General features: G+C 49.9%; 18 protein-coding genes and 3 rRNA genes. 3 read left to right on the forward strand and 18 right to left on the reverse strand.

Annotated features, from left to right (window positions below):
• Window positions 1-8: 8 nt before the first annotated feature.
• From NG665_RS04730 to NG665_RS04790, 13 genes are all read right to left on the reverse strand, one after another.
• Complete coding sequence (locus tag NG665_RS04730; RefSeq protein WP_252672518.1) at window positions 9-824, reverse strand: hypothetical protein; 816 nt, start codon at window positions 822-824, stop codon at window positions 9-11.
• Complete coding sequence (locus tag NG665_RS04735) at window positions 821-1,861, reverse strand: copper transporter (RefSeq protein ID WP_252672519.1); 1,041 nt, start codon at window positions 1,859-1,861, stop codon at window positions 821-823. The genes NG665_RS04730 and NG665_RS04735 overlap by 4 nt, the downstream gene beginning before the upstream one ends.
• Before the next feature lie 9 nt (window positions 1,862-1,870).
• Window positions 1,871-3,049: a putative cytokinetic ring protein SteA gene (steA, locus tag NG665_RS04740; protein ID WP_252672520.1), complete on the reverse strand. Its 1,179-nt coding sequence runs from the start codon at window positions 3,047-3,049 to the stop codon at window positions 1,871-1,873.
• A 7-nt stretch (window positions 3,050-3,056) separates the two neighbouring features.
• The gene (recN, locus tag NG665_RS04745; RefSeq protein WP_252672521.1) at window positions 3,057-4,751 is read right to left on the reverse strand and encodes a DNA repair protein RecN; all 1,695 of its coding nucleotides are present in this window, start codon (window positions 4,749-4,751) and stop codon (window positions 3,057-3,059) included.
• Window positions 4,744-5,631: an NAD kinase gene (locus NG665_RS04750; RefSeq protein WP_252672522.1), complete on the reverse strand. Its 888-nt coding sequence runs from the start codon at window positions 5,629-5,631 to the stop codon at window positions 4,744-4,746. The genes recN and NG665_RS04750 overlap by 8 nt, the downstream gene beginning before the upstream one ends.
• A 31-nt stretch (window positions 5,632-5,662) precedes the next feature.
• Complete coding sequence (locus NG665_RS04755; protein WP_252672523.1) at window positions 5,663-6,502, reverse strand: TlyA family RNA methyltransferase; 840 nt, start codon at window positions 6,500-6,502, stop codon at window positions 5,663-5,665.
• An 8-nt stretch (window positions 6,503-6,510) separates the two neighbouring features.
• Window positions 6,511-6,681, reverse strand: coding sequence for a hypothetical protein (locus NG665_RS04760; RefSeq protein WP_252672524.1), 171 nt, complete (start codon window positions 6,679-6,681; stop codon window positions 6,511-6,513).
• Window positions 6,682-6,685: 4 nt separating this feature from the next.
• Window positions 6,686-7,702: an HAD-IIA family hydrolase gene (locus NG665_RS04765; protein WP_252672525.1), complete on the reverse strand. Its 1,017-nt coding sequence runs from the start codon at window positions 7,700-7,702 to the stop codon at window positions 6,686-6,688.
• A complete protein-coding gene (locus NG665_RS04770) occupies window positions 7,695-8,609 on the reverse strand; it encodes a tetratricopeptide repeat protein (protein ID WP_252672526.1) in 915 nt (304 codons plus the stop codon). Before NG665_RS04770 ends, NG665_RS04765 begins: the two co-directional genes overlap by 8 nt.
• Complete coding sequence (locus NG665_RS04775) at window positions 8,606-9,553, reverse strand: hypothetical protein (protein ID WP_252672527.1); 948 nt, start codon at window positions 9,551-9,553, stop codon at window positions 8,606-8,608. The genes NG665_RS04770 and NG665_RS04775 overlap by 4 nt, the downstream gene beginning before the upstream one ends.
• A 319-nt stretch (window positions 9,554-9,872) precedes the next feature.
• Window positions 9,873-9,990 (reverse strand): 5S ribosomal RNA (rrf, locus tag NG665_RS04780).
• A 91-nt stretch (window positions 9,991-10,081) separates the two neighbouring features.
• Window positions 10,082-13,174: ribosomal RNA gene (locus tag NG665_RS04785) — 23S ribosomal RNA — on the reverse strand.
• A 246-nt stretch (window positions 13,175-13,420) separates the two neighbouring features.
• A 16S ribosomal RNA gene (locus tag NG665_RS04790) occupies window positions 13,421-14,947 on the reverse strand.
• The 16S, 23S and 5S rRNA genes sit together here, the layout of an rRNA operon.
• Window positions 14,948-15,605: 658 nt before the next feature.
• Between NG665_RS04790 and NG665_RS04795 the strand changes: the two genes are divergently transcribed.
• Window positions 15,606-16,181, forward strand: coding sequence for a TMEM175 family protein (locus tag NG665_RS04795; RefSeq protein ID WP_252672528.1), 576 nt, complete (start codon window positions 15,606-15,608; stop codon window positions 16,179-16,181).
• Between the two features lie 121 nt (window positions 16,182-16,302).
• Window positions 16,303-17,163 (forward strand): DUF1295 domain-containing protein, encoded by an 861-nt coding sequence (locus NG665_RS04800; RefSeq protein ID WP_252672529.1) that lies wholly within the window; start codon window positions 16,303-16,305, stop codon window positions 17,161-17,163.
• Window positions 17,164-17,191: 28 nt separating this feature from the next.
• Here the strand turns inward: NG665_RS04800 and NG665_RS04805 are convergent, their stop codons facing one another.
• The gene (locus tag NG665_RS04805; protein WP_252672530.1) at window positions 17,192-19,030 is read right to left on the reverse strand and encodes an AMP-dependent synthetase/ligase; all 1,839 of its coding nucleotides are present in this window, start codon (window positions 19,028-19,030) and stop codon (window positions 17,192-17,194) included.
• A 190-nt stretch (window positions 19,031-19,220) separates the two neighbouring features.
• Window positions 19,221-20,480 carry a tyrosine--tRNA ligase gene (gene tyrS, locus NG665_RS04810; RefSeq protein ID WP_252672531.1) on the reverse strand — a complete coding sequence of 420 codons (1,260 nt, stop codon included), beginning with the start codon at window positions 20,478-20,480 and terminating at the stop codon, window positions 19,221-19,223.
• Between the two features lie 210 nt (window positions 20,481-20,690).
• On the opposite strand from tyrS, the gene NG665_RS04815 reads away from it, so the two are divergent.
• Window positions 20,691-22,079 carry a YkvI family membrane protein gene (locus tag NG665_RS04815; RefSeq protein WP_252672532.1) on the forward strand — a complete coding sequence of 463 codons (1,389 nt, stop codon included), beginning with the start codon at window positions 20,691-20,693 and terminating at the stop codon, window positions 22,077-22,079.
• A gap of 122 nt (window positions 22,080-22,201) precedes the next feature.
• On the opposite strand, the gene NG665_RS04820 is transcribed toward NG665_RS04815, so the two are convergent.
• Genes NG665_RS04820 through NG665_RS04830 form a run of 3 tightly spaced genes read right to left on the reverse strand, consistent with a single transcriptional unit; the run spans window position 22,202 to window position 24,593 of the window.
• The gene (locus tag NG665_RS04820; RefSeq protein WP_252672533.1) at window positions 22,202-22,945 is read right to left on the reverse strand and encodes an NADPH-dependent oxidoreductase; all 744 of its coding nucleotides are present in this window, start codon (window positions 22,943-22,945) and stop codon (window positions 22,202-22,204) included.
• Window positions 22,942-23,448, reverse strand: a complete 507-nt coding sequence (locus NG665_RS04825) for an arginine repressor (RefSeq protein ID WP_252672534.1) — start codon at window positions 23,446-23,448, stop codon at window positions 22,942-22,944. The genes NG665_RS04820 and NG665_RS04825 overlap by 4 nt, the downstream gene beginning before the upstream one ends.
• Window positions 23,445-24,593, reverse strand: coding sequence for an aspartate aminotransferase family protein (locus NG665_RS04830; protein ID WP_252672535.1), 1,149 nt, complete (start codon window positions 24,591-24,593; stop codon window positions 23,445-23,447). The genes NG665_RS04825 and NG665_RS04830 overlap by 4 nt, the downstream gene beginning before the upstream one ends.
• Window positions 24,594-24,599 lie beyond the last annotated feature (6 nt).

Raw genomic sequence — 24,599 nt, forward strand, 5'->3', positions numbered from 1 at the left:
GCTTGCTCTTAACGACGACCTAGCTCATCGATAAACTTTAATAACGGCGTATTTTCGATAACCTCAGAAAACGAGAAACGTTCTGAGGCTAACGTCAAAGCAGAAACGACGCCGAGCGCAGCTAGCTTGACAGGTAGCGAGGCGCGATGAGCAACCAATACACCCAGATGAGCACCGATAGCGTTGGCACCCAAATCCCCCAGCATCGTCTCACCAGAAAGATCTGACGGCAAAGCGGCGCAACAACTTCCAATCAGCGCACCACCTGCAATACGAGCATCTGGAGATAGACAGAGCACCGGAACAGATACTCCAAGTGTTGCTTTCAAAGCTCTACCTGGGCGCAAATCAAGCAGATTAATGATATTTGCAGTCCCGGCAATCAACGCAGCATCAACACCAACCGCAAAATACCCCACAACATCGCGCGGTTTTTCCAACGCGATCCCTGATACCACTGACCCAAGTCCGATAATTGCAATCTTGGCTACACCCGAAGTAAATCGTCCATGCCGTAACGCACCCAAATGACCTCGAAAGCCTTTGCCTTTGGCGTGAAATTTATCCTCTAGATGGTCATCGATATACCCGGCGAACGTCCCAGCCGCCGTCGTCGTAAACAATGCGAAACGCAACTGAGAATCCGGCGTCACGCTACTACCAGCAACCAGACCAGCAACAACACTCACCCCGCCACGCAACGATACCGACGACCCGCGATACGAAGTTCGGGACCACGACGGCGCAGCGATCATTTTCGACAACAACCCCACACCGGCACTGACTGAGAGCGCCAGCAAGGAACTAGCAACTATACGTTTCATGATGCTGGTTGCGGTGCTGGTTCTTCAGTAGGCGCAGGTGCTGGTTGTGCAGCAGGGGCTGGTGCTGGCGGATCTTCTGGCTTAACAGATTCGACGCGCTGGGACAAAGCTTGCCCAGCACCATCATCAAAACCGAGATGGACAACATTATTGTTAAGCTCATGAGCAACTGCCATAACAGTGTTGATGCTTCCAACAATCATCGAATCTGAAAGGTTATCGACCGTAGACGCATCACCTAAATCACGCACAACTCTAGCAACGTCGGCAGCCGAATCGGCAGACCCCACAACAACTGTAGGTATCTTCGAACTAAAACGACTTCCGAGCGCCGCAAAGGTTTGAGCATCATAAGTTGCTTGTGCCTGGACCTCTGGATCTTGCGCAGCACGCTTATCGATATCGTCTTGATCTGTATCTGGTGACAGAATAACAACAACCTGCGCTGGCCCATCAGTTGGCTTAGCCAACGTCATCATCGGCTCATCAGAACCAGTAAGGATGTCACGCAACGTGACGTTTTGGCCAAACGCAATACCATTGACTGTTAATTGGTAGAGTGCATCAGTCATGAGCGTATTAGGATCCGTATTCGGATCGCCACCTTCGATATAGGACGCTAACTGCGAAGCAAACGTCGTCCGATAGGCAGTTTGGTCAGCGGCGGTCCATGACTGATTGATCGTAACCTGCATATTGATCGAGGCACCTGCTTGAACTAAACGTTCTGAAACCGCAGTTATCTCATCACTTGAAACACCCGGAAGTGAAATAAGCGCAACTGAACGACCCGTAAGACTACCTTGAACGAGCGAAGGAGCTAAATCCTCCCAGGCTGCATCATTTTGGGCAATAGTTTCTTGGTACTCAATCATCTCTTCTTTAAGCTTGGAGTTAGCATCAGATAGAGCCTGTACCTGTGAATTTAGAACATTGCCGATGGAATTTTGTAACGGACCGGCACCAAGGATAATCCCGACCGCTAACGCGATAAAAACTGCCCCTAATGAGACAAGATGATAACGAAAGTCAATCATAATTCCACCCTAAAAAAGACCCTTCAACCAAAAAATGGTATTCGAGTACCAAACTTTAACCAACCCGAACAAAATCTGCCCCGCATCGGTTACAGCCAATGCGGCACCAATAACTAACAGACCCGTCATCAACAAGAAAGCAATTTGCCAATTCGATATCCGCGACCGATACAGTTGGCTCACACCTTTGGCATCTATCAACTTCGCCCCAACTTGTAGCCGGGTAAGGAACGTCGAAGCCATCCCGCGTCGTCCTTTATCAAGATATTCGATCAGCGTTGAATGTGTTCCCAGCGCAACAATTAGATCGGCACCTTTAGCATCTGCAAGTAACATCGCGATATCTTCTGAAGTACCCGTTGCTGGGAAAATACTATGATCAATCCCGAGGTCTTCAACACGTTTGCGACCAGGTGCACGACCATCTCGATATGCGTGGACAACAACCTCTGCTCCCGATCTCAATGCGGCATCTGAAACCGAATCCATATCCCCAACGATCATATTAGGTTTATAGCCAGCTTCAATCAACGCATCTGCACCACCGTCAACACCAACCAAAATGGGCCGGTATTCACGAATATAAGTACGTAATGCTTGGAGATCTTCTTTATACCGATATCCGCGAACCACGATAAGTGCATGCCGGCCAGCAAATACAGTTTTAACCTCAGGCATGCCTACACCGTCAAGAATAAGATCTTGTTCCCGCTCAACATATTCCATGGTATTTGTCGCAAAGGCTTTGAGCTGGGTAGACATTCCAGCGCGGGCAGCATCGCGAGCTTCCTGTATTGTTTGGGCGGTTTGGACCCTTCCCTCAGCAATCACATCGTCGTATTGACGTACAACTCCTTCGCCATCGACTGTTACCCGCGAACCTTCACGAATATCCATAATCGCCGAACCAAGATCGTCAATCAAGGCAATACCAGCTTGTTGGAGAATCACTGGACCAAGATTGGGGTAGCGTCCAGAAGTAGATTTTGCTGCATTCAAGACCGCTAGTGGTCTACATTCGACCAGAGCTTCAGCAGAAACGCGATCAAGATCTTCATGATCAATGATTGCGATATCTCCAGCAGAAAGACGTTTCGTCAAATTCTTCGTACGCGAATCTACCTTCGCTATACCTTCACATTTTGTCCGAAGGTCCTCCGCCGATTTCTTGTGACGTTTGAATACCATACGCTTATCATGACACATGCGCGCTGGTAAGTAACTCAGCCGCGTGTGCGAGTGCCGCCTCCGATTCGGCATGTCCAGAGAGCATTCGAGCTAATTCCACAGTGCGCTCGTGGTGATCTAACGCCCGCACATCAGTAGTTCCACCGCTATCGTGCAGTAACTTGTGCACCGTGATATGGCAGTCAGCATAGGCTGCTACTTGAGCAAGATGGGTAACGGCGATAACCTGAAAATTTTTCCCCAATCGAGCCAATCGCTGACCGATAGAAAGTGCCGTTTTCCCGCCAATTCCAGCATCGACTTCATCAAAAATGAATGTGTGATCTCTGCGGGTTAGCCCTTGCGCAATCACAACCTCCAACGCCAACATGACGCGCGACATTTCGCCACCAGAAGCCGTACTTCCAAGTGGCATTAGCGCACCTGTGCGATGCGGAGAAAACTTAAATTCAACAGTATCTACTCCCATCGAATGCGGCTCATCGACTAAGTTAACTTCAACCGAAAATGTGGCATCTTTCATGGCGAGCTCACTCAATTCGGTGCTAATTGCTTTACTTAATTTTTCCCCATACTTGACTCGAAGCTGATAGAGAGTTTTACCTAACTCCCACACAGCCTCGCGCGCAACCTCAACATCGTGCGCAAGCGAATCGAGCATAGCCTGGGGATTGGTCACCTGTTCCAGGCGCTCATCTGCGCTCTGGCGACGTTCAACAATCTCTGCAATCCCCATACCCAGCTCACGTTGCAAAGCCCGTAATTCTGAGCGCCGTTGATAAATTTCATCCAGCTCTTGCGGATCTGCCTCAAACATACTCAGCCGATAACTTAGTTCATTAGAAACATCGGAGGCTCGCGAACTAAGCTCTGTAAGAATCCCAGCCATTTCAACCAGCCGTGAATCATGAGCTGAAATCTTCTTCAGTTCACTGGCAGCCGTATCTAGTTGTTGCAACGCACCAGTGGCATCGTGATCCAATGCGCCAACAGCATTGACCATTCCCATTCGTACATCTTCGAAATTTTCTAAAAGCAAAGCTTTGCTTTTAAGCTCATCTTCTTCGCCCACGTAAGGCTCTACCGCATCAACCCGTTTGATAAACGCTTCCAGGGCAAGTCGCTCGGTGCTAGCTTGCGATACTTTCTCCTGAAACTCGCGATAGCGATTCGTTAGCTCGATATACGTATCCCACTGCTGGCGATACGCCGTAGTGGCATGCTTGATCTCATCTGCACCAAATTCATCTAAAGCATGACGTTGTGCACCTAGCGTTTTCAAACGCAACTGGTCGGCCTGCCCGTGCACAGTCACTAAATATTCACTTAAATCTTTCAGTACACCAAGCGGAACAACATGTCCTCCTACGTAGGCTCGGCTGCGCCCGTTGACTGGCACATGCCGGCTGATATAAATAACTGCGTGTTCGCCGTCGAGATCAACATCTCCACCTGCGTTACGCACAATATCGACTGCAGGTGAATTCATTGGAACGACGAACGTGCCTTCTACGACCGCGTTTTGTGCACCGGAACGCACTTTTGAAGAATCGGTCTTACTACCCATCAACAATAGTAGCGATGTTAAAGCCATCGTCTTACCTGCACCAGTTTCACCGGTAATAGAATTCAGACCGGGACCAAAAGTAACTCTAGCTTTTTCAATTACGCCGAGATTAGTAATACTGAGTTCTTCAATCATTTTGTTCTCCGTGACGGCGCCAACCACGAGTAGGCAGATCAAACTTTCGAACGAGACGTCCGGTAAATGGCATTGCATTGAGTCGAGCTAGTTGCACTCGATGTGAATCTCTCGTCACTGTAACCTGTGTTCCGGCTGGTGCCCTGAAAAGACGCCTACCATCACACCACACATGGGCGTTCTCACTGTCTATGCGCACTGATACGTGCGAATCTGGACTAACAACGAGTGGACGAGCAAAAAGTGCATGCGCAGCTACTGGTGTTACCACTAAGGCATCTACATCTGGCCACACAACAGGTCCACCGGCTGAAAACGAATACGCAGTAGAACCAGTAGGCGTCGAGACTAACACCGTATCGCAGGTAAACGCCGACAGTGGCACATCGTCGATCGCAATATGGGCCTCGACCATCCGAGAAAGCGGATCTTTTTCAATTGATGCTTCATTTAAGGCCCACGTTTTAACGGCCTGGCTACCTGGAGCCTGAATTCGGACCTCGACAGCCATTCGGGTATCAACACTCCATTGCCCGTGGCGAATCGCAGATATAACATGACTCATCGATTCTGGCTCCGCCTCAGCAAGAAAGCCCATGTGCCCATAGTTGATCCCGAGAATCGGGATATGGTATCCATAGGCGAGTTCGGCAGCCCGCAAAATAGTTCCGTCACCGCCGATAACAAGAATCAGTTCGACGTCGTCGATCTGCTGCGAATTAACAACCGGGATATTTTCTGTTTGGTGTGCTTGACTAGAAGTACTCGATAGCCACAACACATCGACACCCGCTGCACTGAGTTCACGCGCAATTTCGCGTGCCGACGCAATCACATCAGGATTCCTATCATGCGATAGGAGAGCAATCTTTCGAGTCATAACTACCTCCCCATTACCCCGTCGACCACCATTATAGATGGTCAGTTAGCTGGGCTCGTGCTGGACCACTGGCCACCGCATGACGCACTGCCGATTCGAGATCATCATCCCCAATGCCGCTGGCGCTACCCTTCATGTGAACAAAATATTCGACATTTCCGGCTGGCCCTGGCAATGGTGACGGAGCAACCGCTTGAATCCCGAGCCCTGCTTCAACCCCGGATCGAGCAACTTTGAGAACTGTTTCAACGTGATGTTCCAGGTTGCGCACAACGCCTCCAGCACCCAAGCGTTCTTTGCCGATTTCAAACTGAGGCTTGACCATGAGCAGGAAGTCAGCATGCTGCGCCGCGCACCGCACTAAAGCGGGAATAACAAGTGTGAGCGAGATAAAGGAAAGATCACCAACCACCAGATCTGCGGCAGGTGCTACGAGTTCAGGATCTAAGGTGCGCACGTTTGTTCGTTCGAGCACTTCTACTCGCGGATCTTCGCGTAACCGCCATGCCAGCTGCCCGTATCCAACATCAACCGCGACAACTGAGCTAGCACCTTTTCGTAAAAGAACATCGGTAAATCCACCAGTTGAAGCACCTGCATCCAATGCGCGAACTCCAGCGATCTTAGGGGCTTTCTCGCCGAGATATTCCAGTGCACCAAGAAGCTTATAAGCTCCTCGAGACACGTAATCATCGCGCTGTTCATTACTGACTATGAGCGCCTGAGCCGGATCCATTTGCCGGGCGGGTTTGGTCACAATATTCTTGTCGAGTAAAACACGGCCGGCGCGAATGAGTTCAGAGGCTTCGCCACGAGATCGAGCTAATCCGCGGCGAACTAATTCGGAATCAATTCTGGTTAAATTTGCCATTATGCCTCTTAGGCTTGTGCTCGACTGAGCATAGTCGTTAATTCGCGATGTAGGCTTTCAAGGTCTGAAATCTGGTCCGCGATGTCTTTTTGTGCTAAGCCATCGAGGAGCAGGTCCGGATCAACGGGAGCTTGCGGACGCGGAATTGGTTGTGCCGATGGAGCGGTTTCGTCTACCATTGCGCTACCGTGACGATATCGGTTGGCATTCAGGAATCCACGACATATCACGCCCAGAATCAATTTCTTGCCAAACAAGCGCGACAAGTGCCTGATATTGACTTAACGTAAGTTCAAATCCGGTAGTTTCAATGGGGGCACTGTCAATTAATATTGTTTGGTCTGCGATCTGAACTCGCGTGTTTCCAACACTTACCCCACCTTCGGAAAAGATGGGCTGTTCAATAGGTGCACTCAAATCACGTAGATCGAATATCTGGTGAGTTGGGCGCTGATCTGGATCAGCGAGCATGACTTGCCGCATCGAGGTCACTCCGGTCAAGACGTGCGCGGAATCAAACCGTGCTCGGTTGGCACCGAGAATATCGGTGTCGAGTCGGTCGCCGATGACGAGTGGCTTTTTGCCACCTGATTTTTCCAGAGCAAGTTCGTACATTGCCGGCTCGGGTTTTCCTGACGACGGCGGCACAACTCCAGTGGCGTGCGAAACAGCGGCAACCAACGATCCGTTTCCCAAATACTCGCCGCGTTCTTTTGGTAAGGTTGCGTCGATATTGGTTGCTATGTATTGTGCGCCGCGCTCAATCGCTAACGCGGCTTCAGAAAGTTGGAGCCATGTAGCTTCCGGGTTCAAGCCGTGCAGAACAGCTTCCGGGTGATCATCAGCAGAATCTACGAGCGTAAATCCGCCTTCTATCAGCGCTTGAATGACGCCTTGGGCACCTAGCGGTAAGACTTTAGCGCCTGGAGGTACGAGTTTTGCGAGTAACATAACGCCGGTGATTGCGCTCGTTACGACGTCGCCACCTTGGGTTGGAATTCCGATCTCAGTTAGATGCGCCGCGGTATCTTCGGGGATGCGCGCCGAATTGTTCGTCATGTAGACGACGCGCACCCCGTTTTCCTTTGCGTATTGAAAACCTTCAATAGCACCAATTGCAGGACTATTACCTCGATATGCTACGCCATCAAGATCAGAGAGTATGACATCGTAGGCCGAAAGAATCGTTGGATTAGTCATCTATTTCCTCAGGATCAAACAATTCTTCGAAAGCTTGATCAAATTCTTCTATGGCCTCCTGATCGTCTTCAAGATGCTCATCGTCGAGGTTTTCATCGCTTGTATCTAGCGTTGATTCTGATTCGGAAAAATCATCGTTGAACGTGGAAGCTGGTTCGTCGTCTTCGAACTCCGATGCTTCTTCGTCGTCGAAATCGTCGTCAGAAAATTCGTCTTCAAAGTCACTGGCCTCTTCGGAATCGATTTCACGTAGCTCAGCAAAGTCATCGTGTTCGTCATCAAATTCTGTATCGAGGTCTGGCTCTTCTTCTGGTAAGTCGTCAAGTACTTCATCAAGATCGACCATCATCGAAAAATCATTGCCGTCCTCGAGTAGGACTTGCCATTCTTTGCGCAACTCGGTGGCTTCCTCGATACGACCAAGCTCTTCAAGTCGGTCTGCCTTAGTCAATTGGACACGCGCAGCAAGCCCGTCGTCAAGGTTTTCTACGAGGATCTTTTGCAGGACCGATAGGCCGCCTTCGTGATCGCCGGTTTCCGCACGAGCTCCGGAGGTAACGATGGCAAGTTCAATCTTTGCTTCAGCATCGAGACGAGCTAACGGGATATCTTCGATAAATCTCAATGCCTTTTCTGGTCGCCCTAATCCGCGTTCGGAATCGGCTTCAATGGGAACATGCGAATAGTCATCACTCATGCGACGATAGGTACGCAATTCGCGTAACGCTTCTGCATAACGCCCAGTGACATAAGCTGTCAAACCGAGTGCTTCACGAACAACATCTACTCGTGCTGCTCGCATATATGCGGCACGGGCGTGAATATAGGCTACTTCTGGGTCGATGTCCATCATTTCCCCAGCATAGGCAAGGTGGCGTGCAACGCGTTCGCCGTTGTCTTTGGTCAAGCTGAGTAGTCGGCGACGTACATCGGCATCGAGCGATTGCGAAGTAATTGACTCGGGAATCTCGTCGAGAAGATAACGCGAATCTTGCTCGGCAGAGCGTGAGTCTTGGGTATCGCGAGATTCTTCCCTGTTATCCCACTGGCGGGTATGTCGGCCATCGTTTTGGCGATCGTCCCGGCGGTCATTATCCCAACGGCGACCACCACGATCGTCACGACGGTTATCTTGGCGATCATTATCCCACCGGCGACCACCACGATCGTCACGACGGTTATCTTGGCGATCATTATCCCAACGGCGACCACCACGGTCATCCCGGCGGTCATCGCGACGGTCATTATCCCAACGGCGACCACCACGGTCATCACGACGGTCATTATCCCACCGGCGACCACCACGATCGTCCCGGCGGTTATCTTGGCGATCATTATCCCAACGACGACCACCACGGTCATCACGACGGTCATTATCCCAACGACGCCCGCCACGATCGTCCCGGCGGTTATCTTGGCGATCGTTATCCCAGCGGCGACCACCACGATCGTCCCGGCGGTTATCTTGGCGATCGTTATCCCAGCGGCGACCACCACGGTCATCACGACGGTCATTATCCCAACGACGCCCGCCACGGTCATCACGACGGTCATCGCGACGGTCATTATCCCAGCGGCGACCACCACGGTCATCACGACGGTCATTATCCCACCGACGCCCGCCACGATCGTCACGACGGTTATCTTGGCGATCGTTATCCCACCGACGCCCGCCGCGATCGTCACGGCGGTTATCTTGGCGATCGTTATCCCAGCGGCGACCACCACGGTCATCCCGGCGGTCATCGCGACGGTCATTATCCCAGCGGCGACCTCCGCGATCGTCACGACGGTTATCCCGGCGGTCATTATCCCAACGACGCCCGCCACGGTCATCACGACGACTGCCATTGTGTGATGTAGCAGGCTGCCAGCCTGAGGAATCACTATTTCGGGAGTCGCGTTGGTCATTGTTGTTTCGGTAATCAGCCATAAATTCCTCAGGTAAATTATAAAAAATCAATACACGTCTTGATCGTGTGTTAGCTCTAATTCTACACCAGCAAAGACATTAGGTATACAAACAAAAATGACTTGTGACTAGAACCTAGAGTTTGCTAGTCAACAAGGATGTTGTTTTTTAGGTGTTGTATCTGGGAGTAGGCCAGGGAGCGTGTGACACGATAGCGTGTTGTATGCTTCCTGGCCTACTCTTATGATGAAGTTGTGTTGACGGCGGTGTCCTACTCTCCCACACTCCCTCGAGTGCAGTACCATCGGCGCTGGTAGGCTTAGCTATCCGGGTTCGGAATGGAGCCGGGCGTTTCCCTACCGCTATGACCACCGTCAAAAATCTTGGAGTTTAATACCACCACCACTGTATTTTAGTGTGGGGGTTGGGAATCGTATAGTGAACGCGAAACATGTTAATATCGTGTCTTTTGTTAAGTGGTTGGCCATTAGTACCAGTCAGCTCCAACAATTACTTGTTGTCCACGCCTGGCCTATCAACCCCATGGTCTATAGGGGGCCTTCAAAACATTAAATGTTTATGGAAACCTTATCTTAAAGCAGGCTTCCCGCTTAGATGCTTTCAGCGGTTATCCCTTCCGAACGTAGCTAACCAGCCATGCACCTGGCGGTACAACTGGCACACCAGAGGTTCGTCCGTCCCGGTCCTCTCGTACTAGGGACAGCCCTTTTCAAGTTTCCTACGCGCGCAGCGGATAGGGACCGAACTGTCTCACGACGTTCTGAACCCAGCTCGCGTGCCGCTTTAATGGGCGAACAGCCCAACCCTTGGGACCTACTCCAGCCCCAGGATGCGACGAGCCGACATCGAGGTGCCAAACCATGCCGTCGATATGAACTCTTGGGCAAGATCAGCCTGTTATCCCCGGGGTACCTTTTATCCGTTGAGCGACGGCGCTTCCACAAGCCACCGCCGGATCACTAGTTCCTACTTTCGTACCTGCTCGACCTGTCGGTCTCACAGTCAAGCTCCCTTGTACACTTACACTCAACACCTGATTGCCAACCAGGCTGAGGGAACCTTTGAGCGCCTCCGTTACCATTTAGGAGGCAACCGCCCCAGTTAAACTACCCACCAGGCACTGTCCCTGAACCAGATCATGGTCCAAGGTTAGACATCCAGCACGACCAGAGTGGTATTTCAACAATGACTCCATCACCACTAGCGTGGCAACTTCACAGTCTCCCACCTATCCTACACAAGCCGTACCGAACACCAATACCAAGCTATAGTAAAGGTCCCGGGGTCTTTCCGTCCTGCTGCGCGTAACGAGCATCTTTACTCGTAATGCAATTTCACCGAGTTCGCGGTTGAGACAGCGGAGAAGTCGTTACGCCATTCGTGCAGGTCGGAACTTACCCGACAAGGAATTTCGCTACCTTAGGATGGTTATAGTTACCACCGCCGTTTACTGGGGCTTAAATTCACAGCTTCGAACACAAACGTGTTCTAACCGTTCCTCTTAACCTTCCAGCACCGGGCAGGCGTCAGTCCGTATACATCCACTTACATGTTCGCACGGACCTGTGTTTTTGATAAACAGTCGCTTCTCCCTGGTTTCTGCGGCCATCACCCCTAGCCAGAAAAGGCTTCAAGGATCAGGCCCCCCTTCTTCCGAAGTTACGGGGGCATTTTGCCGAGTTCCTTAACCACGATTCACTCGCTCGCCTTAGTATACTCTACCCAACTACCTGTGTCGGTTTCGGGTACGGGCGGCTAAAACCTAACGTCGAGGCTTTTCTAGACAGCACAGGATCACTCTACTTCCCCACAATAATGGGTCATCATCCAGCCTCACCCTTCACGCTTCCCGGATTTACCTAGGAAACAGGCCGCACTGTTAAACGTGGCAAGCCATTAGCCACGCGAAGCTACCACTCTGCGTCACCCCTGTTAACACGCTTGCCTACTACATGCTCAGGCCCCACGCTCCCCACACACCATCAACCCGAAGGAAGACAATGGCAGATCGGATGGTTAGTATCACACGATTCAGCATTGACGGTCTTTCGCCGGTACCAGAATATCAACTGGTTACCCATCGACTACGCCTGTCGGCCTCGCCTTAGGACCCGACTAACCCAGGGCGGACGAACCTGGCCCTGGAACCCTTAGTTATACGGCGGACGGGATTCTCACCCGTCATTCGCTACTCATGCCTGCATTCTCACTCGTACGAAATCCACAACCAGTTACCTGTGCTGCTTCACCTCACGCACGACGCTCCCCTACCCAACAAAACACTAATGTCTCATTGCCACGGTTTCGGCGGTGTGCTTAGCCCCGCTACATTGTCGGCGCAGAATCACTTGACCAGTGAGCTATTACGCACTCTTTCAAGGATGGCTGCTTCTAAGCCAACCTCCTGGTTGTCACAGCAACTCCACATCCTTTCCCACTTAGCACACGCTTAGGGGCCTTAACCGATGGTCTGGGCTGTTTCCCTCTCGACTACGAAGCTTATCCCCCGCAGTCTCACTGCCGTGCTCTCACTTACCAGCATTCGGAGTTTGGCTGACGTCAGTACCCCGATAAGGGCCATCGGCCATCCAGTCGCTCTACCTCCAGTAAGAAACACACGACGCTGCACCTAAATGCATTTCGGGGAGAACCAGCTATCACGGAGTTTGATTGGCCTTTCACCCCTACCCACAGGTCATCCCCTCCATTTTCAACTGAAGTGGGTTCGGTCCTCCACACGCTCTTACACGTGCTTCAACCTGCCCATGGGTAGATCACCCCGCTTCGGGTCTAGAACATGCAACTAAAATTCGCTTTTTAAAACTCGCTTTCGCTACGACTACCCCACACGGGTTAACCTCGCTACATGCCACTAACTCGCAGGCTCATTCTTCAAAAGGCACGCCATCACCCCTACCAAGGAGGCTCTGACGGATTGTAAGCGTCCGGTTTCAGGTACTATTTCACTCCCCTCCCGGGGTACTTTTCACCATTCCCTCACGGTACTATCCACTATCGGTCACACGAAGTATTTAGGCTTACACAGTGGTCTGTGCAGATTCACACGGGATTTCACGTGCCCCGTGCTACTCGGGCACCACATAAGACAGACTGACATGTTACAACTACCGGACTCTCACCGTCTACGGTCCAGCTTCCCAACTGATTCGCCTACACACCAGCATTTATCACTATCCGACCCCTCATCGGCGGGATCAAACATGGCCCCACAACACCACACACGCAACGCCCGACAGCTATCACACGCACATGGTTTAGCCTCATCCGCTTTCGCTCGCCACTACTCACAGAATATCTTTTCCTACGGGTACTAAGATGTTTCACTTCCCCGCGTTACCCCCAAACACCCTATACATTCAGATGCTGGTAACTAGAAATAACTCTAGCCAGGTTCCCCCATTCGGACACCCCCGGATCACAGCTCGTTTGCCAACTCCCCGAGGCTTATCGCAGGCTACAACGTCCTTCATCGGCTCCGTATGCCAAGGCATCCACCGAACGCTCTTGAACACTTACAAAAAACCAAAGATGCTCGCGTCCACTATACAATTCTCAACCACCACACCAACACCACACCCCCAAACACCCCACAAAAGAGCATCCAGAAACACAGGCAGCACGGAGTATTACCCCACACCCCAACAGCATGCCAGCAATCCATAACAACATTTCCACTAAAAACCACCACAACCAACACCCCCAAAAAACAGGGACATCAGCCACACCCACAATAAACAAAACCAGGTGTGAAGGCAGCTCCTTAGAAAGGAGGTGATCCAGCCGCACCTTCCGGTACGGCTACCTTGTTACGACTTCGTCCCAATCGCCAATCCCACCTTCGACCGCTCCCCCCAAAAAGGTTAGGCCACGGGCTTCGGGTGTTACCAACTTTCGTGACGTGACGGGCGGTGTGTACAAGGCCCGGGAACGTATTCACCGCAGCGTTGCTGATCTGCGATTACTAGCGACTCCGACTTCATGGGGTCGAGTTGCAGACCCCAATCCGAACTGAGACTGGCTTTAAGGGATTCGCTCACCCTCACAAGCTCGCAACCCTCTGTACCAGCCATTGTAGCATGCGTGAAGCCCAAGACATAAGGGGCATGATGATTTGACGTCATCCCCACCTTCCTCCGAGTTAACCCCGGCAGTCTCTCGTGAGTCCCCACCATAACGTGCTGGCAACACAAGACAAGGGTTGCGCTCGTTGCGGGACTTAACCCAACATCTCACGACACGAGCTGACGACAACCATGCACCACCTGTACACCACCCCGAAGGCCACACTATCTCTAGCATGTCGCAGTGTATGTCAAGCCTTGGTAAGGTTCTTCGCGTTGCATCGAATTAATCCGCATGCTCCGCCGCTTGTGCGGGCCCCCGTCAATTCCTTTGAGTTTTAGCCTTGCGGCCGTACTCCCCAGGCGGGGCACTTAATGCGTTAGCTACGGTACAGGACCCATGGAAATGAAGCCCCACACCTAGTGCCCAACGTTTACGGCATGGACTACCAGGGTATCTAATCCTGTTCGCTCCCCATGCTTTCGCTCCTCAGCGTCAGTAACGGCCCAGTAACCTGCCTTCGCCATCGGTGTTCCTCCTGATATCTGCGCATTCCACCGCTACACCAGGAATTCCAGTTACCCCTACCGCACTCTAGTCTGCCCGTACCCACTGCAGCCCCGGAGTTAAGCCCCGGTCTTTCACAGCAGACGCGACAAACCGCCTACGAGCTCTTTACGCCCAATAATTCCGGACAACGCTCGCGCCCTACGTATTACCGCGGCTGCTGGCACGTAGTTAGCCGGCGCTTATTCAACACCTACCCTCAACTCTCGCCTTGTTCAGTGTTAAAAGGAGTTTACAACCCGAAAGCCTTCATCCCCCACGCGGCGTCGCTGCATCAGACTTGCGTCCATTGTGCAATATTCCCCACTGCTGCCTCCCGTAGGAGTCTGGGCCGTATCTCAGTCCCAATGTGGCCGGTCACCCTCTCAGGCCGGCTACCCGTCGAAGCCTTGGTAGGCCATCACCCCACCAACAAGCTGATAGGCCGTGAGCCCATCCCCCACCAGAAACCCTTTCCAACACCAAACATGCGTCCAGTGCAGAATATCCAGTATTAGACCCCGTTTCCAAGGCTTATCCCGAAGAAGGGGGCAGGTTACTCACGTATTACTCACCCGTTCGCCACTAATCCACCCCAGCAAGCTGGAGCATCATCGTTCGACTTGCATGTGTTAAGCACGCCGCCAGCGTTCGTCCTGAGCCAGGATCAAACTCTCCAAACAAAAACCAAACACCCCACAAAAGAGGCATCCAATCAATACACGTCCGAAAAGCCCAAACAGGCTCAACAAAACAGACAAACCAAAAACTAGCTCATCCAAAAAAATCAAAAACAAACCACAAAAGCTCGCCCTTGAAAAAACATAAGAGCAAACACACCAACCACAAAGGCCAGCACGCAAACCCTTACAAAACAATCATTATAAAAAGCTGACACACTATTGAGATATCAAACAACACACCCACACCCAACAACCACCCACAACAGGCAACCATCAAGAAGGATAACCCCACCAAACTAACACACAACCACACCCAAAACAAAATCCAGGACCAGTCACACATCAACTTGGAAAGAAAACATCATCACCAGAACATTCACACGCTCCGTGGCGACAGATAAAAACTGTACCCACCCACCCACACAACCGTCAAACCAAAATGACGTAACACCCACCACACATTCTACGTTAGGGTGCTTAACGTCCTTACCGAATAATTTACTGAGTTGTCTGTGGCATTTTCACCCCTTAATACGAGCGCGTTACATTATCTTAAGAGGAGTGCGTTGCATCGCGTTCATTCCCCTATAGCTCCAAAAGCGTTAATATGTAAATCTAGTGATCCCATCCACATCGAACTCAGCAAGGAGTCCTGACGATGAGCAGTAGTCGTATGGAGGCATTTAGTGACGGTGTGCTTGCGATCGTCATTACCATTATGGTGTTAAAACTCAATCCACCAGCCGATACTACGTGGGATGGGCTTGTGGAAGTGGCACCTACATTTTTAGCTTATGTTTTGAGCTATATCTATGTTGGTATTTATTGGGCAAATCATCACCATCTCATCAATATATCGTCGAGCATCTCTGGAACAACGCTATGGAAGAATCTCCATTGGCTTTTTTGGATGTCACTCGTGCCACTCGCTACTGAGTGGAGTGGCACCAATCCCCTTACAGCAGCACCGACGATGCTCTATGGCGCAGTGTTATTTATGTGTTCGATAACCTATCACACTCTCCAGTACAACATTGTGCGACTTGAAGGCAATAACTCCACGCTCTCTAACCAAATCGGCAAAGACTACAAAGGAAAAATCTCACTCCTAGCCTATTTTTTCGCCATCCCAATGGGGTACTTTTTACCAATCGGCTCCTACATTATCTATATTGTTATCGCTATCATATGGTTTGTGCCAGATAAGCGTATCGAGCTTCTCTTTGGAGCATAAAGAACATCACTTTGATGCATAAAGCTAGCGGTTATCTGGCGCTCTTTAATGAAGGTATTGACAACTCATAGATCAGGTTACCTACTACGATCAGCTACGGAGTTAGGATCTAAGGACTCTCATGCATAAATTATTTCTTGCTGCAGCGATATTCTTTATCGCGATTGGGGTTGGCGTTGCCGGATCCGTATCAGGAACAACGATTGGTGGCTGGCCACTGTTACTTGTGCTCGTATTGAGCGCTTTTGTTATCCAGTGGCTGATGTTCATTCATTCTTGGGCAATTTCATCGGAAAAATATTTCGATCTCACTGGTAGTTTGACCTACATTGGTTTAACTACTGTGGCAATTTTATTCACCGAGGTTCGTAGCCTGCGTAGCTTTATACTGTGTGCAATGGTTGTTATCTGGGCCCTGCGATTGGGTAGCTATCTATTTCTACGAATCCGCAAAGCCGGTAAGGACGATCGCTTTACCGAGATTCTAAGCGATCCCGCACGCTTGTTTCTTGTCTGGTCTGTGCAAGGACTTTGGATTACGTTTACCGCTTTAGCGGCATGGATTGGGATTACGACGACGAACAGCGCCAGTTTCGCAGTGATAGGAATTGTTGGTGTTATAGTTTGGATTCTTGGGTTCGCCATTGAGGCTCTCGCTGATTATCAAAAAGCACAATTCCGCAAAGATCCCGCCAATAGCGGACGATTTATCCATTCTGGACTATGGTCGCGTTCGCGCCATCCCAATTATTTCGGCGAAATTCTTATATGGAGTGCTGTTTTGATCACTGTGTCGCCTGTGTTGCACAGCTGGCAGTGGATAGCAATTCTCTCTCCAGCCTTTGTGGCATTTTTATTAATTAAAGTTTCCGGAATTCCAATGTTGGAGAAGAAAGCAGAAATTCGTTGGGGTGATGATCCTGAGTACCAAAATTATAAGAACAACACACCAGTATTAATTCCAAAGATTACTGCTCGATAACCTTCTAGCCACTGGTCGAAAATAACGTCTAGTTCTTCCTACGATAGATAGCTTGAACGATTTCGCTGAAATACTCTAAAACTTTACCGCGCTTAATTTTCAGAGTTGGAGTGATGAGACCAGATTCTTGATCTAAATCAGCAAGAAGAGCTTGGAATCGTTTGACACCATCAGCTCGAGAAACATGCTTGTTGGCCAGTTCTACTACTTTGTGTAACTCGGTGACAATTCGCTCATCGGTGACTATCCTATAGTCTTTAGGCTGAGATGTCTGCGGGATAACGGACAAAATATCTTTAAAGTTTTCCGCCAGATTTTGCTTATCAAGAACCAAAAGCGCCGCCACATACGGCATATTGTCACCAACCATAACCGCATGCTCTATCCATGGATGGGCCTCTACCAGTGCTTCCCATTTAGCTGGGGCAATTGTTTTTCCACCTGCAGTTACCAGCATATCTTTTGCACGACCGGTGATATACAAGTAACCATCGCGTATCTCACCAAGATCTCCGGTATTGAAAAATCCATCCTTATAGGCTTCATCCGTTGCCTGTGAATCTATATACCCGGGTGAAACACCAATGCCCTTAACCAAGATACTCCCATCTTCAGCAATGCGTACGGTGGTTCCTGGAATGAGTTCCCCGACGCTTCCAGAACGTATCCGACCTGGACGATTTCCAGATAACGGTGCGGTTGTTTCCGTAAGGCCATACCCTTCCATTACCGGCAAGCCAAACCCACGAAACATGAGTGAGATATTTCGATCTAAAGGAGCAGCTCCAGAGAGTATAAACTCCATACAACCACCAAGTAAGTGGCGAATTCGATTGAAGAAAAGCCGATCAAAAATTACATGTTCTAACCGTTGTGGCAAACTAGCAAGAGTTGATAGTGGAATATTTTTCAGATCTGCTTCCTCGGCTAACGCACCCCAGTTACAAGCATGGCGTTCTGCTCGTGACCATAGCGGGCCCAGATACTTAGCTTGTGCTTTGTGCCGAGTAGCTTCAAGAATTTTGTGAAATACACGTGGTACAGCAACAATAAACGTCGGTTGTATAGCAGGTAGAGCAGCAATGAGATTGCGCGGATCTGCCATGTAGGTTATGCGCATTCCTGCCCACATACAGATCATTTGTAGGCCACGCGCCAATACGTGTGCCAGTGGTAAGAAGATAACCGTTCTACCACGGTCATTGAGAACATCCGACCATGCCGCTTGTACATTGAGGACCAGATCGATGAAGTTGCGGTGAAGAATTCGGCTGCCTCGCGGCTGACCAGTTGTTCCCGATGTATACACGATCGAGGCTACATCTTCACGATCCCGTGCTCGTGAATCTAGCATCGCAACATCACGCTCAGTAACGCACTGAGCTGCAAACTCTGATATTTTTTCGATCGATACGATATGGATTTTGCTCAAATTCCCTTGTTCTAGCATTAATTTGTCGACGATAGCGTCTGAAACAAAGGCAATCTGAACATCGAGTTCCTTCACAATATGGGCAAGGATCTCAACAGGTGAGGTTTCGTAAACGGGCACGACGACACCACCTGCCCGCCAGATTCCCCACTCTGCAAGCGCCCACTCATATGACGTTGAAGCCATAATAATGCACGGTTGGCCCACGTTGAGTCCAGATTGGATCAGCGATAGCGCGATTCGATCCACGACAGTAGAAAACTCAGTCATTGTGATATCGCGATAATCCACGCTACCATTGCGATTGCTTGAATCATACTCTGATACATGAAATGCCACGTGATCTGGGGCTTGAGCCCTTCGTTGGGCGACGATATCATACGTATAACATAGATCAGGCCGATAAACACGTTGCGGTTCGTTATGCTCAATCATCTTAGTCTCCACAACCTAGCTACATTTTTCACTACCGGAAACCATCAAAAATTGCTGTCTGGCTTCAACAGAAATAGTGACTATCATGGTTGTCTATTTGCACCAATTCATCGAGTCGTTCTTAGCAAGCGAGAATCTTTCGAATACGCAAAAACGAACGCGATGCTGCTAAGCATCGCGTTCGTTTTGATTAGTTCACATACACAACTGCCATATTCTTTCGACCTTTACGAACTAGGATCAGTCCGTCACCGAGAATATCGGCAGTTTCAAGCACGCGTTCTTCGTCATCAACTTTGACGTTGTTGATTGAAACCCCACCTGAGGCAATAGTTCTGCGAGCTGCACCGCGGCCTTTTTCAAATCCTAAATTGACCAGCACATCTTGGATACTCGTCCCGATAGCTTCCTGGCTCGAGGATAGTTCACCTACAGCATCGCGCAACGTCTGCGGATCGACGTCAGAGGGATCTTTTTTACCAAAAAGAACTGCTGACGCATCCTTAACACGGGCGGTTGCTTCTTGACCATGAACCCACGTAGTCACTTCATCTGCCAGTACACGTTGTGCTTGACGAGCATGTGGGCGTTCGGCTACCTCGATTTCGAGCGCTTCGATTTCTTCGCGCGGTAGGAATGTAAAGACCTTCAACATCCGCACCACATCGGCATCTGCAGTATTTAGCCAGAACTGGTAGAACTTGTACGGGCTGAGCATCTGGGGATTGAGCCAAACAGCGCCACCTTCGGTCTTACCGAACTTAGTTCCATCGGCTTTGGTAATGAGCTGGTTGGTCAAAACATGGACGTTTGCGCCTTCAACTTTGTGGACTAAATCCATACCGCCAACGATGTTACCCCATTGATCGTTGCCGCCAAGTTCAAGGGTGCAACCATAGCGCCGATAGAGCTCAAGGTAATCATTTGCTTGTAGGATCTGGTAGGAAAATTCGGTAAACGAAATACCTTCATCGGATTGTAGGCGGCGCGCTACGATATCTTTGGATAACATCGTCCCCATCCGGAAATGTTTTCCTAAATCACGCAGGAAATCGATAGCGCTCAGCGATTGCGTCCAGTCTAGATTATTGACAGTAATCGCAGCATGTGGACCCTCAAAATCGAGTAAAGATTCAAGCTGGTCGCGCAAGGCTTGAGTCCATTGTGCAACTGTTTCACGAGTGTTGAGCGAGCGCTCGCCTTTTGGCCGTGGATCACCGATTAAACCTGTTGCTCCGCCAACTAAAACAATCGGGCGATGCCCAGCCATCTGCAAATGCCGCATCATTTTCACTGCAACTAGATGCCCGTGGTGGAGGGAAGCAGCGGTTGGATCGAATCCACAATAAAATGAAATGGATCCCTCAGAAAGAGCTTTGCGCAACTCATCAATATCTGAATGTTGGGCAACAAGCCCACGCCATTGGAGTTCATCGAGGATGTCAACCAAGGGATTTCCTTTCACTTGTGATCCAAATATTCTTCATTATGACGTTATTGTGCCTTAATTAGTATCGAGACTCCAACTCTCATTGCGATGTGTGGGCAAAGGAATGTGTAACGTATCCCAGTGCCTGGCCTCTAGTTAGCCTGCAAAGTCCAACCACGTAGACTAGCAGTGTTCCTTACCCGTCGTTCTTAGTTCGAAGTAGTAGAGATCTTGTTAAAACAAGCTATTGTTATTGCACTTGCCTTTATGGGGCTTATTATTGGTGCTGGATTTGCATCTGGCCAAGAATTGCTCGTCTATTTTATTGCTTTTGGCGTACCTGGAATCTGGGCCGCGTTGGGAGCAGCGTTACTGTTCGCATTGTCTGGCTATGTTGTTATGCAACTTGGCTCCTATTTTCAAGCCAAAGAACATTCGGCAGTTTTCGACGAAGTTTCTCATCCGATAATTTCACGAATGCTTGACGTGTTCACCATCATGGTGCTTTTTACCATGGGCTTTGTCATGATTGCTGGAGCTGGTGCTAATTTCCATCAACAGTATGGGTTACCAACGTGGGTTGGGTCGATTGTGCTTGTGGGATTAATTATTTTTGCCGGAATGCTCGACGTCGATAAAGTCACGACGGTGATCGGTTTAATTACGCCATTTATCCTGGTTTTTATTGTTCTAGCTTCGGTTCACGCATTTACGCACACAACAGCGTCGATTAGCGCACTCGAACCACTTGCGATGCAACAGTTGGCCCCAGCGATTCCTTCATTGACGTTGTCTGCTATCAACTATGTGACGATGTCGATGGCGCTGGCTATTTCGATGGCGTTAGTTATGGGCGGTAACCTGCTCAACACGAGAGTTGCAGGGATAGGTGGCTTGCTTGGTGGCGGTATTTTTGGCGTGATTTTAATGCTTGCCGTCTTAGCGATCTTTGCTCGGATAGACAAGGTTCACGATGCACCAATGCCGATGCTTGAGCTTGTTAACCAGATCCATCCCGTAGCGGGTGTTGCGATGGCAATTATCATATACGGCATGATTTTTAATACTGCTATCGGTTTGTATTATGCGTTGGCTAAACGCGTAACGTCTTCGCGCCCGGCCTTATTCTTACCTGCAATAAGCATCTTTGCTTTCATTGGATTTGGGTTATCGTTCTTCGGTTTTGAGTCGCTAGTGGGCACCTTGTATCCGATGGTTGGATACGTTGGCATCATTATGATGGGTATTTTGATTTACGCGTGGTTTACTCGGCGTGCCGATATTAAACGTGAAACCAAGATTCGAAACAAAATCCGCAATCTGCTCCGAGCCAAGTGGGATGTCACGCGTGCTTTTACACGCAAACATGAAACTGCTTTAGTTAAGGCACTCGACGAGTCAATCGTTGATTCTCTCGAGCAACATCGTGAAGTATCTGCTGAAGTCGTTGCAGAAATCGAAGACGATGAGACTGCCGCGGTTGAACCGGCCTGGGAAACGATCTCTCAGCAGTGGGAAGAAGAGGCTGGAGCTGACGAAAATGGCGAAGAATTCCATCCGGAAAATATCGATCCAACCGAAGCTCGAGTACAAGCTCTAGAGGCGGAAAAAGACGATTGAGTTAGTCCGAACCTCTCGGTATGACCTAGCTCGAGGTTAGATGGTGTGTTCTCACATCCATCACACTGTTTCTCGCCTGAGCATGCTGTACGCAGTATGCTCAGGCGAGATGTGTAGCCTATCTACTGTCCGAATCCTTGGGAGCGGACGTGGTCAATATAGCGATCTTTTAACGGCGTTGTGCGTAACTTTCGCACAACCTGCGTCGTAAAGGTATCAACGCGCCGATTCAAATCACGCGTATCGTAATACGTCGTCATCTCTTGGTCATAATCTGCCAAGGCTTCAACCCATGATTCTGGCTCGTTGTAGGTATTGTGCATAACACGTAGGTTGACGTCCATTCTAGGTTTTAGTTGCGGCTCTTGATCTGGATAACCGTAGATCATTCCTAGAGCAGGGAAAGTAAAATCTGGAAGGTGCAACAACGAAATAACTTCGGGGATATCGTTGAGAATAGATCCTAAAAGCGTTACCCCTAACCCCATAGATTCGGCAGCAACAGTCATATTCTGAACCATCAAAATCGCGTCGGTGAACCCTTCGCGGAACGCATCCATAGATTTTGCAGGGCTCGGATCGTGTCCCAATTCTTCAAGAATACGCACACTGCGACGAGTATCGACAATTGCGACGACGAATTCGGGAGCTTGGGCAATATACGGTTGGTTTCCAATCTCGGCAAGCTTGTTGCGAAGACCTTGATCGGTAACGCGAATAAGCCCAGCGTGCTGAAAACCGCGTGAGGTTGAGGTCCGCATTGCGACGTCGAATAACGTTGAATTAACGTCTTGCGGAACGCTTTGTTGGGAAAACTTCCGTATCGATCGATGGTTTAATTGCTGAGATATAGTTTGGTTCGTCATTCGTTTTCTCCCGTACGGGCATGAGCTAGTAGTAACAGTTCAGTCTTTAATTCAATGGCTCGCTGGGTCGATGAGACAATGACTAACACTGTGTCATCTCCGGCAATACATCCTAGAACACCTTCTATAACGGCACGATCTAATGAGGATGCAAGGAGTTGTGCCGCACCGGGCGGGGTACGCAAAACGACCTGATTTTCAGCTTGTTGGGCACTGACCAACAGTTCACGTGCCCATCTTTTGAGTTGGGCGCGAACCCCATTGTCAGATTCTGCTAGCTCAGTTACTCCAGGGATTCGATACACACGTTGTCCAGCAGAATTGTGTTCTTTGAATGCCCGCAATTCTTCAAGGTCGCGAGACAACGTAGCCTGGGTAACAATAATCCCATGGTCATGTAAAATTTTTCGTAATTCTCCTTGCGAAGAAATTGGGGAATGATCGATCAATGCTACGATCATTGCTTGGCGTGCTGCACGCGTTGTGGGAACGCTACGGTTCATAGCTTGGTCTCCTGCATTTCTCCCATCGCACGGACAAACGGAATAAGCTCTTCACGAGTAATAATTAACGGTGGCAACAATCGAATACGCTCGTTGCTAGTTGCCGATACTAAGAAACCGCGTTCGCGTAACTCGCGTTCTGCATCATAAGCATCAGCAATATCAATCGAGAGCATCAACCCTTCGCCTTGGACCTCATAGCCCAAAGTGATTAATTCTTGTTTGAGCCATGCTCCAGTTAACGCCACGTGTGGCAATAACGGTTTGATATTTTCCACCACGCTCAAGCCAGCAGCAGTAGCTAGCGGGCTGCCGCCAGTGGCTGACGATTCCATGCCACGCTGGATCAAACGACCAGCAGTTTGGAAGCCAATCGTTACCCCAATAGGTACTCCCCCGCCTAGTCCTCGAGCTAAGGTAATAACATCAGCAACAACTCGTGGGGTATGGGCAAACCAGCGTCCAGTTCTACCAACGCCTGATAATGACTCATCAACAATTAACAATGCACCATATCGATCACATAAATCCCGAATGCGCCCCAATTCTTCATCGCTGAGGCGCTCAATAGAACGTCCGTGGTGGACATCGATTACGCACCCGGCGACGTCGTCGGCAAAAGCCTGGGCAAGTTCACTAGCGTTATCTAGCACTTCGATCCCGCCAACAAGAGGTTCATAGGGCGAACGTGAGGCGTGATCAGCTAGCGATAACGCTCCCATCGTACGACCATGATAGGAGCGGTTTAAGGTCAGAATTCGGCCGTGAGGCTTGTGCAAACGGGCCAACTTTAACGCTGATTCCATCGCTTCAGAACCAGAATTGGAAAAGAATACGCGCGCAGTGGCTCCTAGATAGCCTTCGTCGGAAAGACATTCTTGCAAACGTTCTGCTAGAGCCACTTGCGGTTCGGTTGCATAGACGTTTGCGACGTGCAAAATCTTATCTGCCTGCGCCGATAGTGCCGCGCGCAACTTTGGATGCTTATGCCCAAGTGAAGTGACGCCACCGCCGGAATCTAAATCAAGATATGAGTTTCCCTCTGTATCCCAGACAGTCACCCCTTCACCACGCGAAAGAACCAAGGGTGGCAATCCATAAGCAGCCATCATACTTTGATCGTATCGTGGCAATAATCCTGACATTGGGCA

The organism is Arcanobacterium pinnipediorum (assembly GCF_023973165.1).
Taxonomy (GTDB): domain Bacteria; phylum Actinomycetota; class Actinomycetes; order Actinomycetales; family Actinomycetaceae; genus Arcanobacterium; species Arcanobacterium pinnipediorum.

Coding starts and splice junctions, on each gene's coding strand:
- NG665_RS04730 (WP_252672518.1), bottom strand. CDS start 824: ATGAAACGTATAGTTGCTAGTTCCTTGCTGGCGCTCTCAGTCAGTGCC.
- NG665_RS04735 (WP_252672519.1), bottom strand. CDS start 1,861: ATGATTGACTTTCGTTATCATCTTGTCTCATTAGGGGCAGTTTTTATC.
- steA (WP_252672520.1), bottom strand. CDS start 3,049: ATGGTATTCAAACGTCACAAGAAATCGGCGGAGGACCTTCGGACAAAA.
- recN (WP_252672521.1), bottom strand. CDS start 4,751: ATGATTGAAGAACTCAGTATTACTAATCTCGGCGTAATTGAAAAAGCT.
- NG665_RS04750 (WP_252672522.1), bottom strand. CDS start 5,631: ATGACTCGAAAGATTGCTCTCCTATCGCATGATAGGAATCCTGATGTG.
- NG665_RS04755 (WP_252672523.1), bottom strand. CDS start 6,502: ATGGCAAATTTAACCAGAATTGATTCCGAATTAGTTCGCCGCGGATTA.
- NG665_RS04760 (WP_252672524.1), bottom strand. CDS start 6,681: ATGGTAGACGAAACCGCTCCATCGGCACAACCAATTCCGCGTCCGCAA.
- NG665_RS04765 (WP_252672525.1), bottom strand. CDS start 7,702: ATGACTAATCCAACGATTCTTTCGGCCTACGATGTCATACTCTCTGAT.
- NG665_RS04775 (WP_252672527.1), bottom strand. CDS start 9,553: ATGGCAGTCGTCGTGATGACCGTGGCGGGCGTCGTTGGGATAATGACC.
- NG665_RS04795 (WP_252672528.1), top strand. CDS start 15,606: ATGAGCAGTAGTCGTATGGAGGCATTTAGTGACGGTGTGCTTGCGATC.
- NG665_RS04800 (WP_252672529.1), top strand. CDS start 16,303: ATGCATAAATTATTTCTTGCTGCAGCGATATTCTTTATCGCGATTGGG.
- NG665_RS04805 (WP_252672530.1), bottom strand. CDS start 19,030: ATGATTGAGCATAACGAACCGCAACGTGTTTATCGGCCTGATCTATGT.
- NG665_RS04820 (WP_252672533.1), bottom strand. CDS start 22,945: ATGACGAACCAAACTATATCTCAGCAATTAAACCATCGATCGATACGG.
- NG665_RS04825 (WP_252672534.1), bottom strand. CDS start 23,448: ATGAACCGTAGCGTTCCCACAACGCGTGCAGCACGCCAAGCAATGATC.
- NG665_RS04830 (WP_252672535.1), bottom strand. CDS start 24,593: ATGTCAGGATTATTGCCACGATACGATCAAAGTATGATGGCTGCTTAT.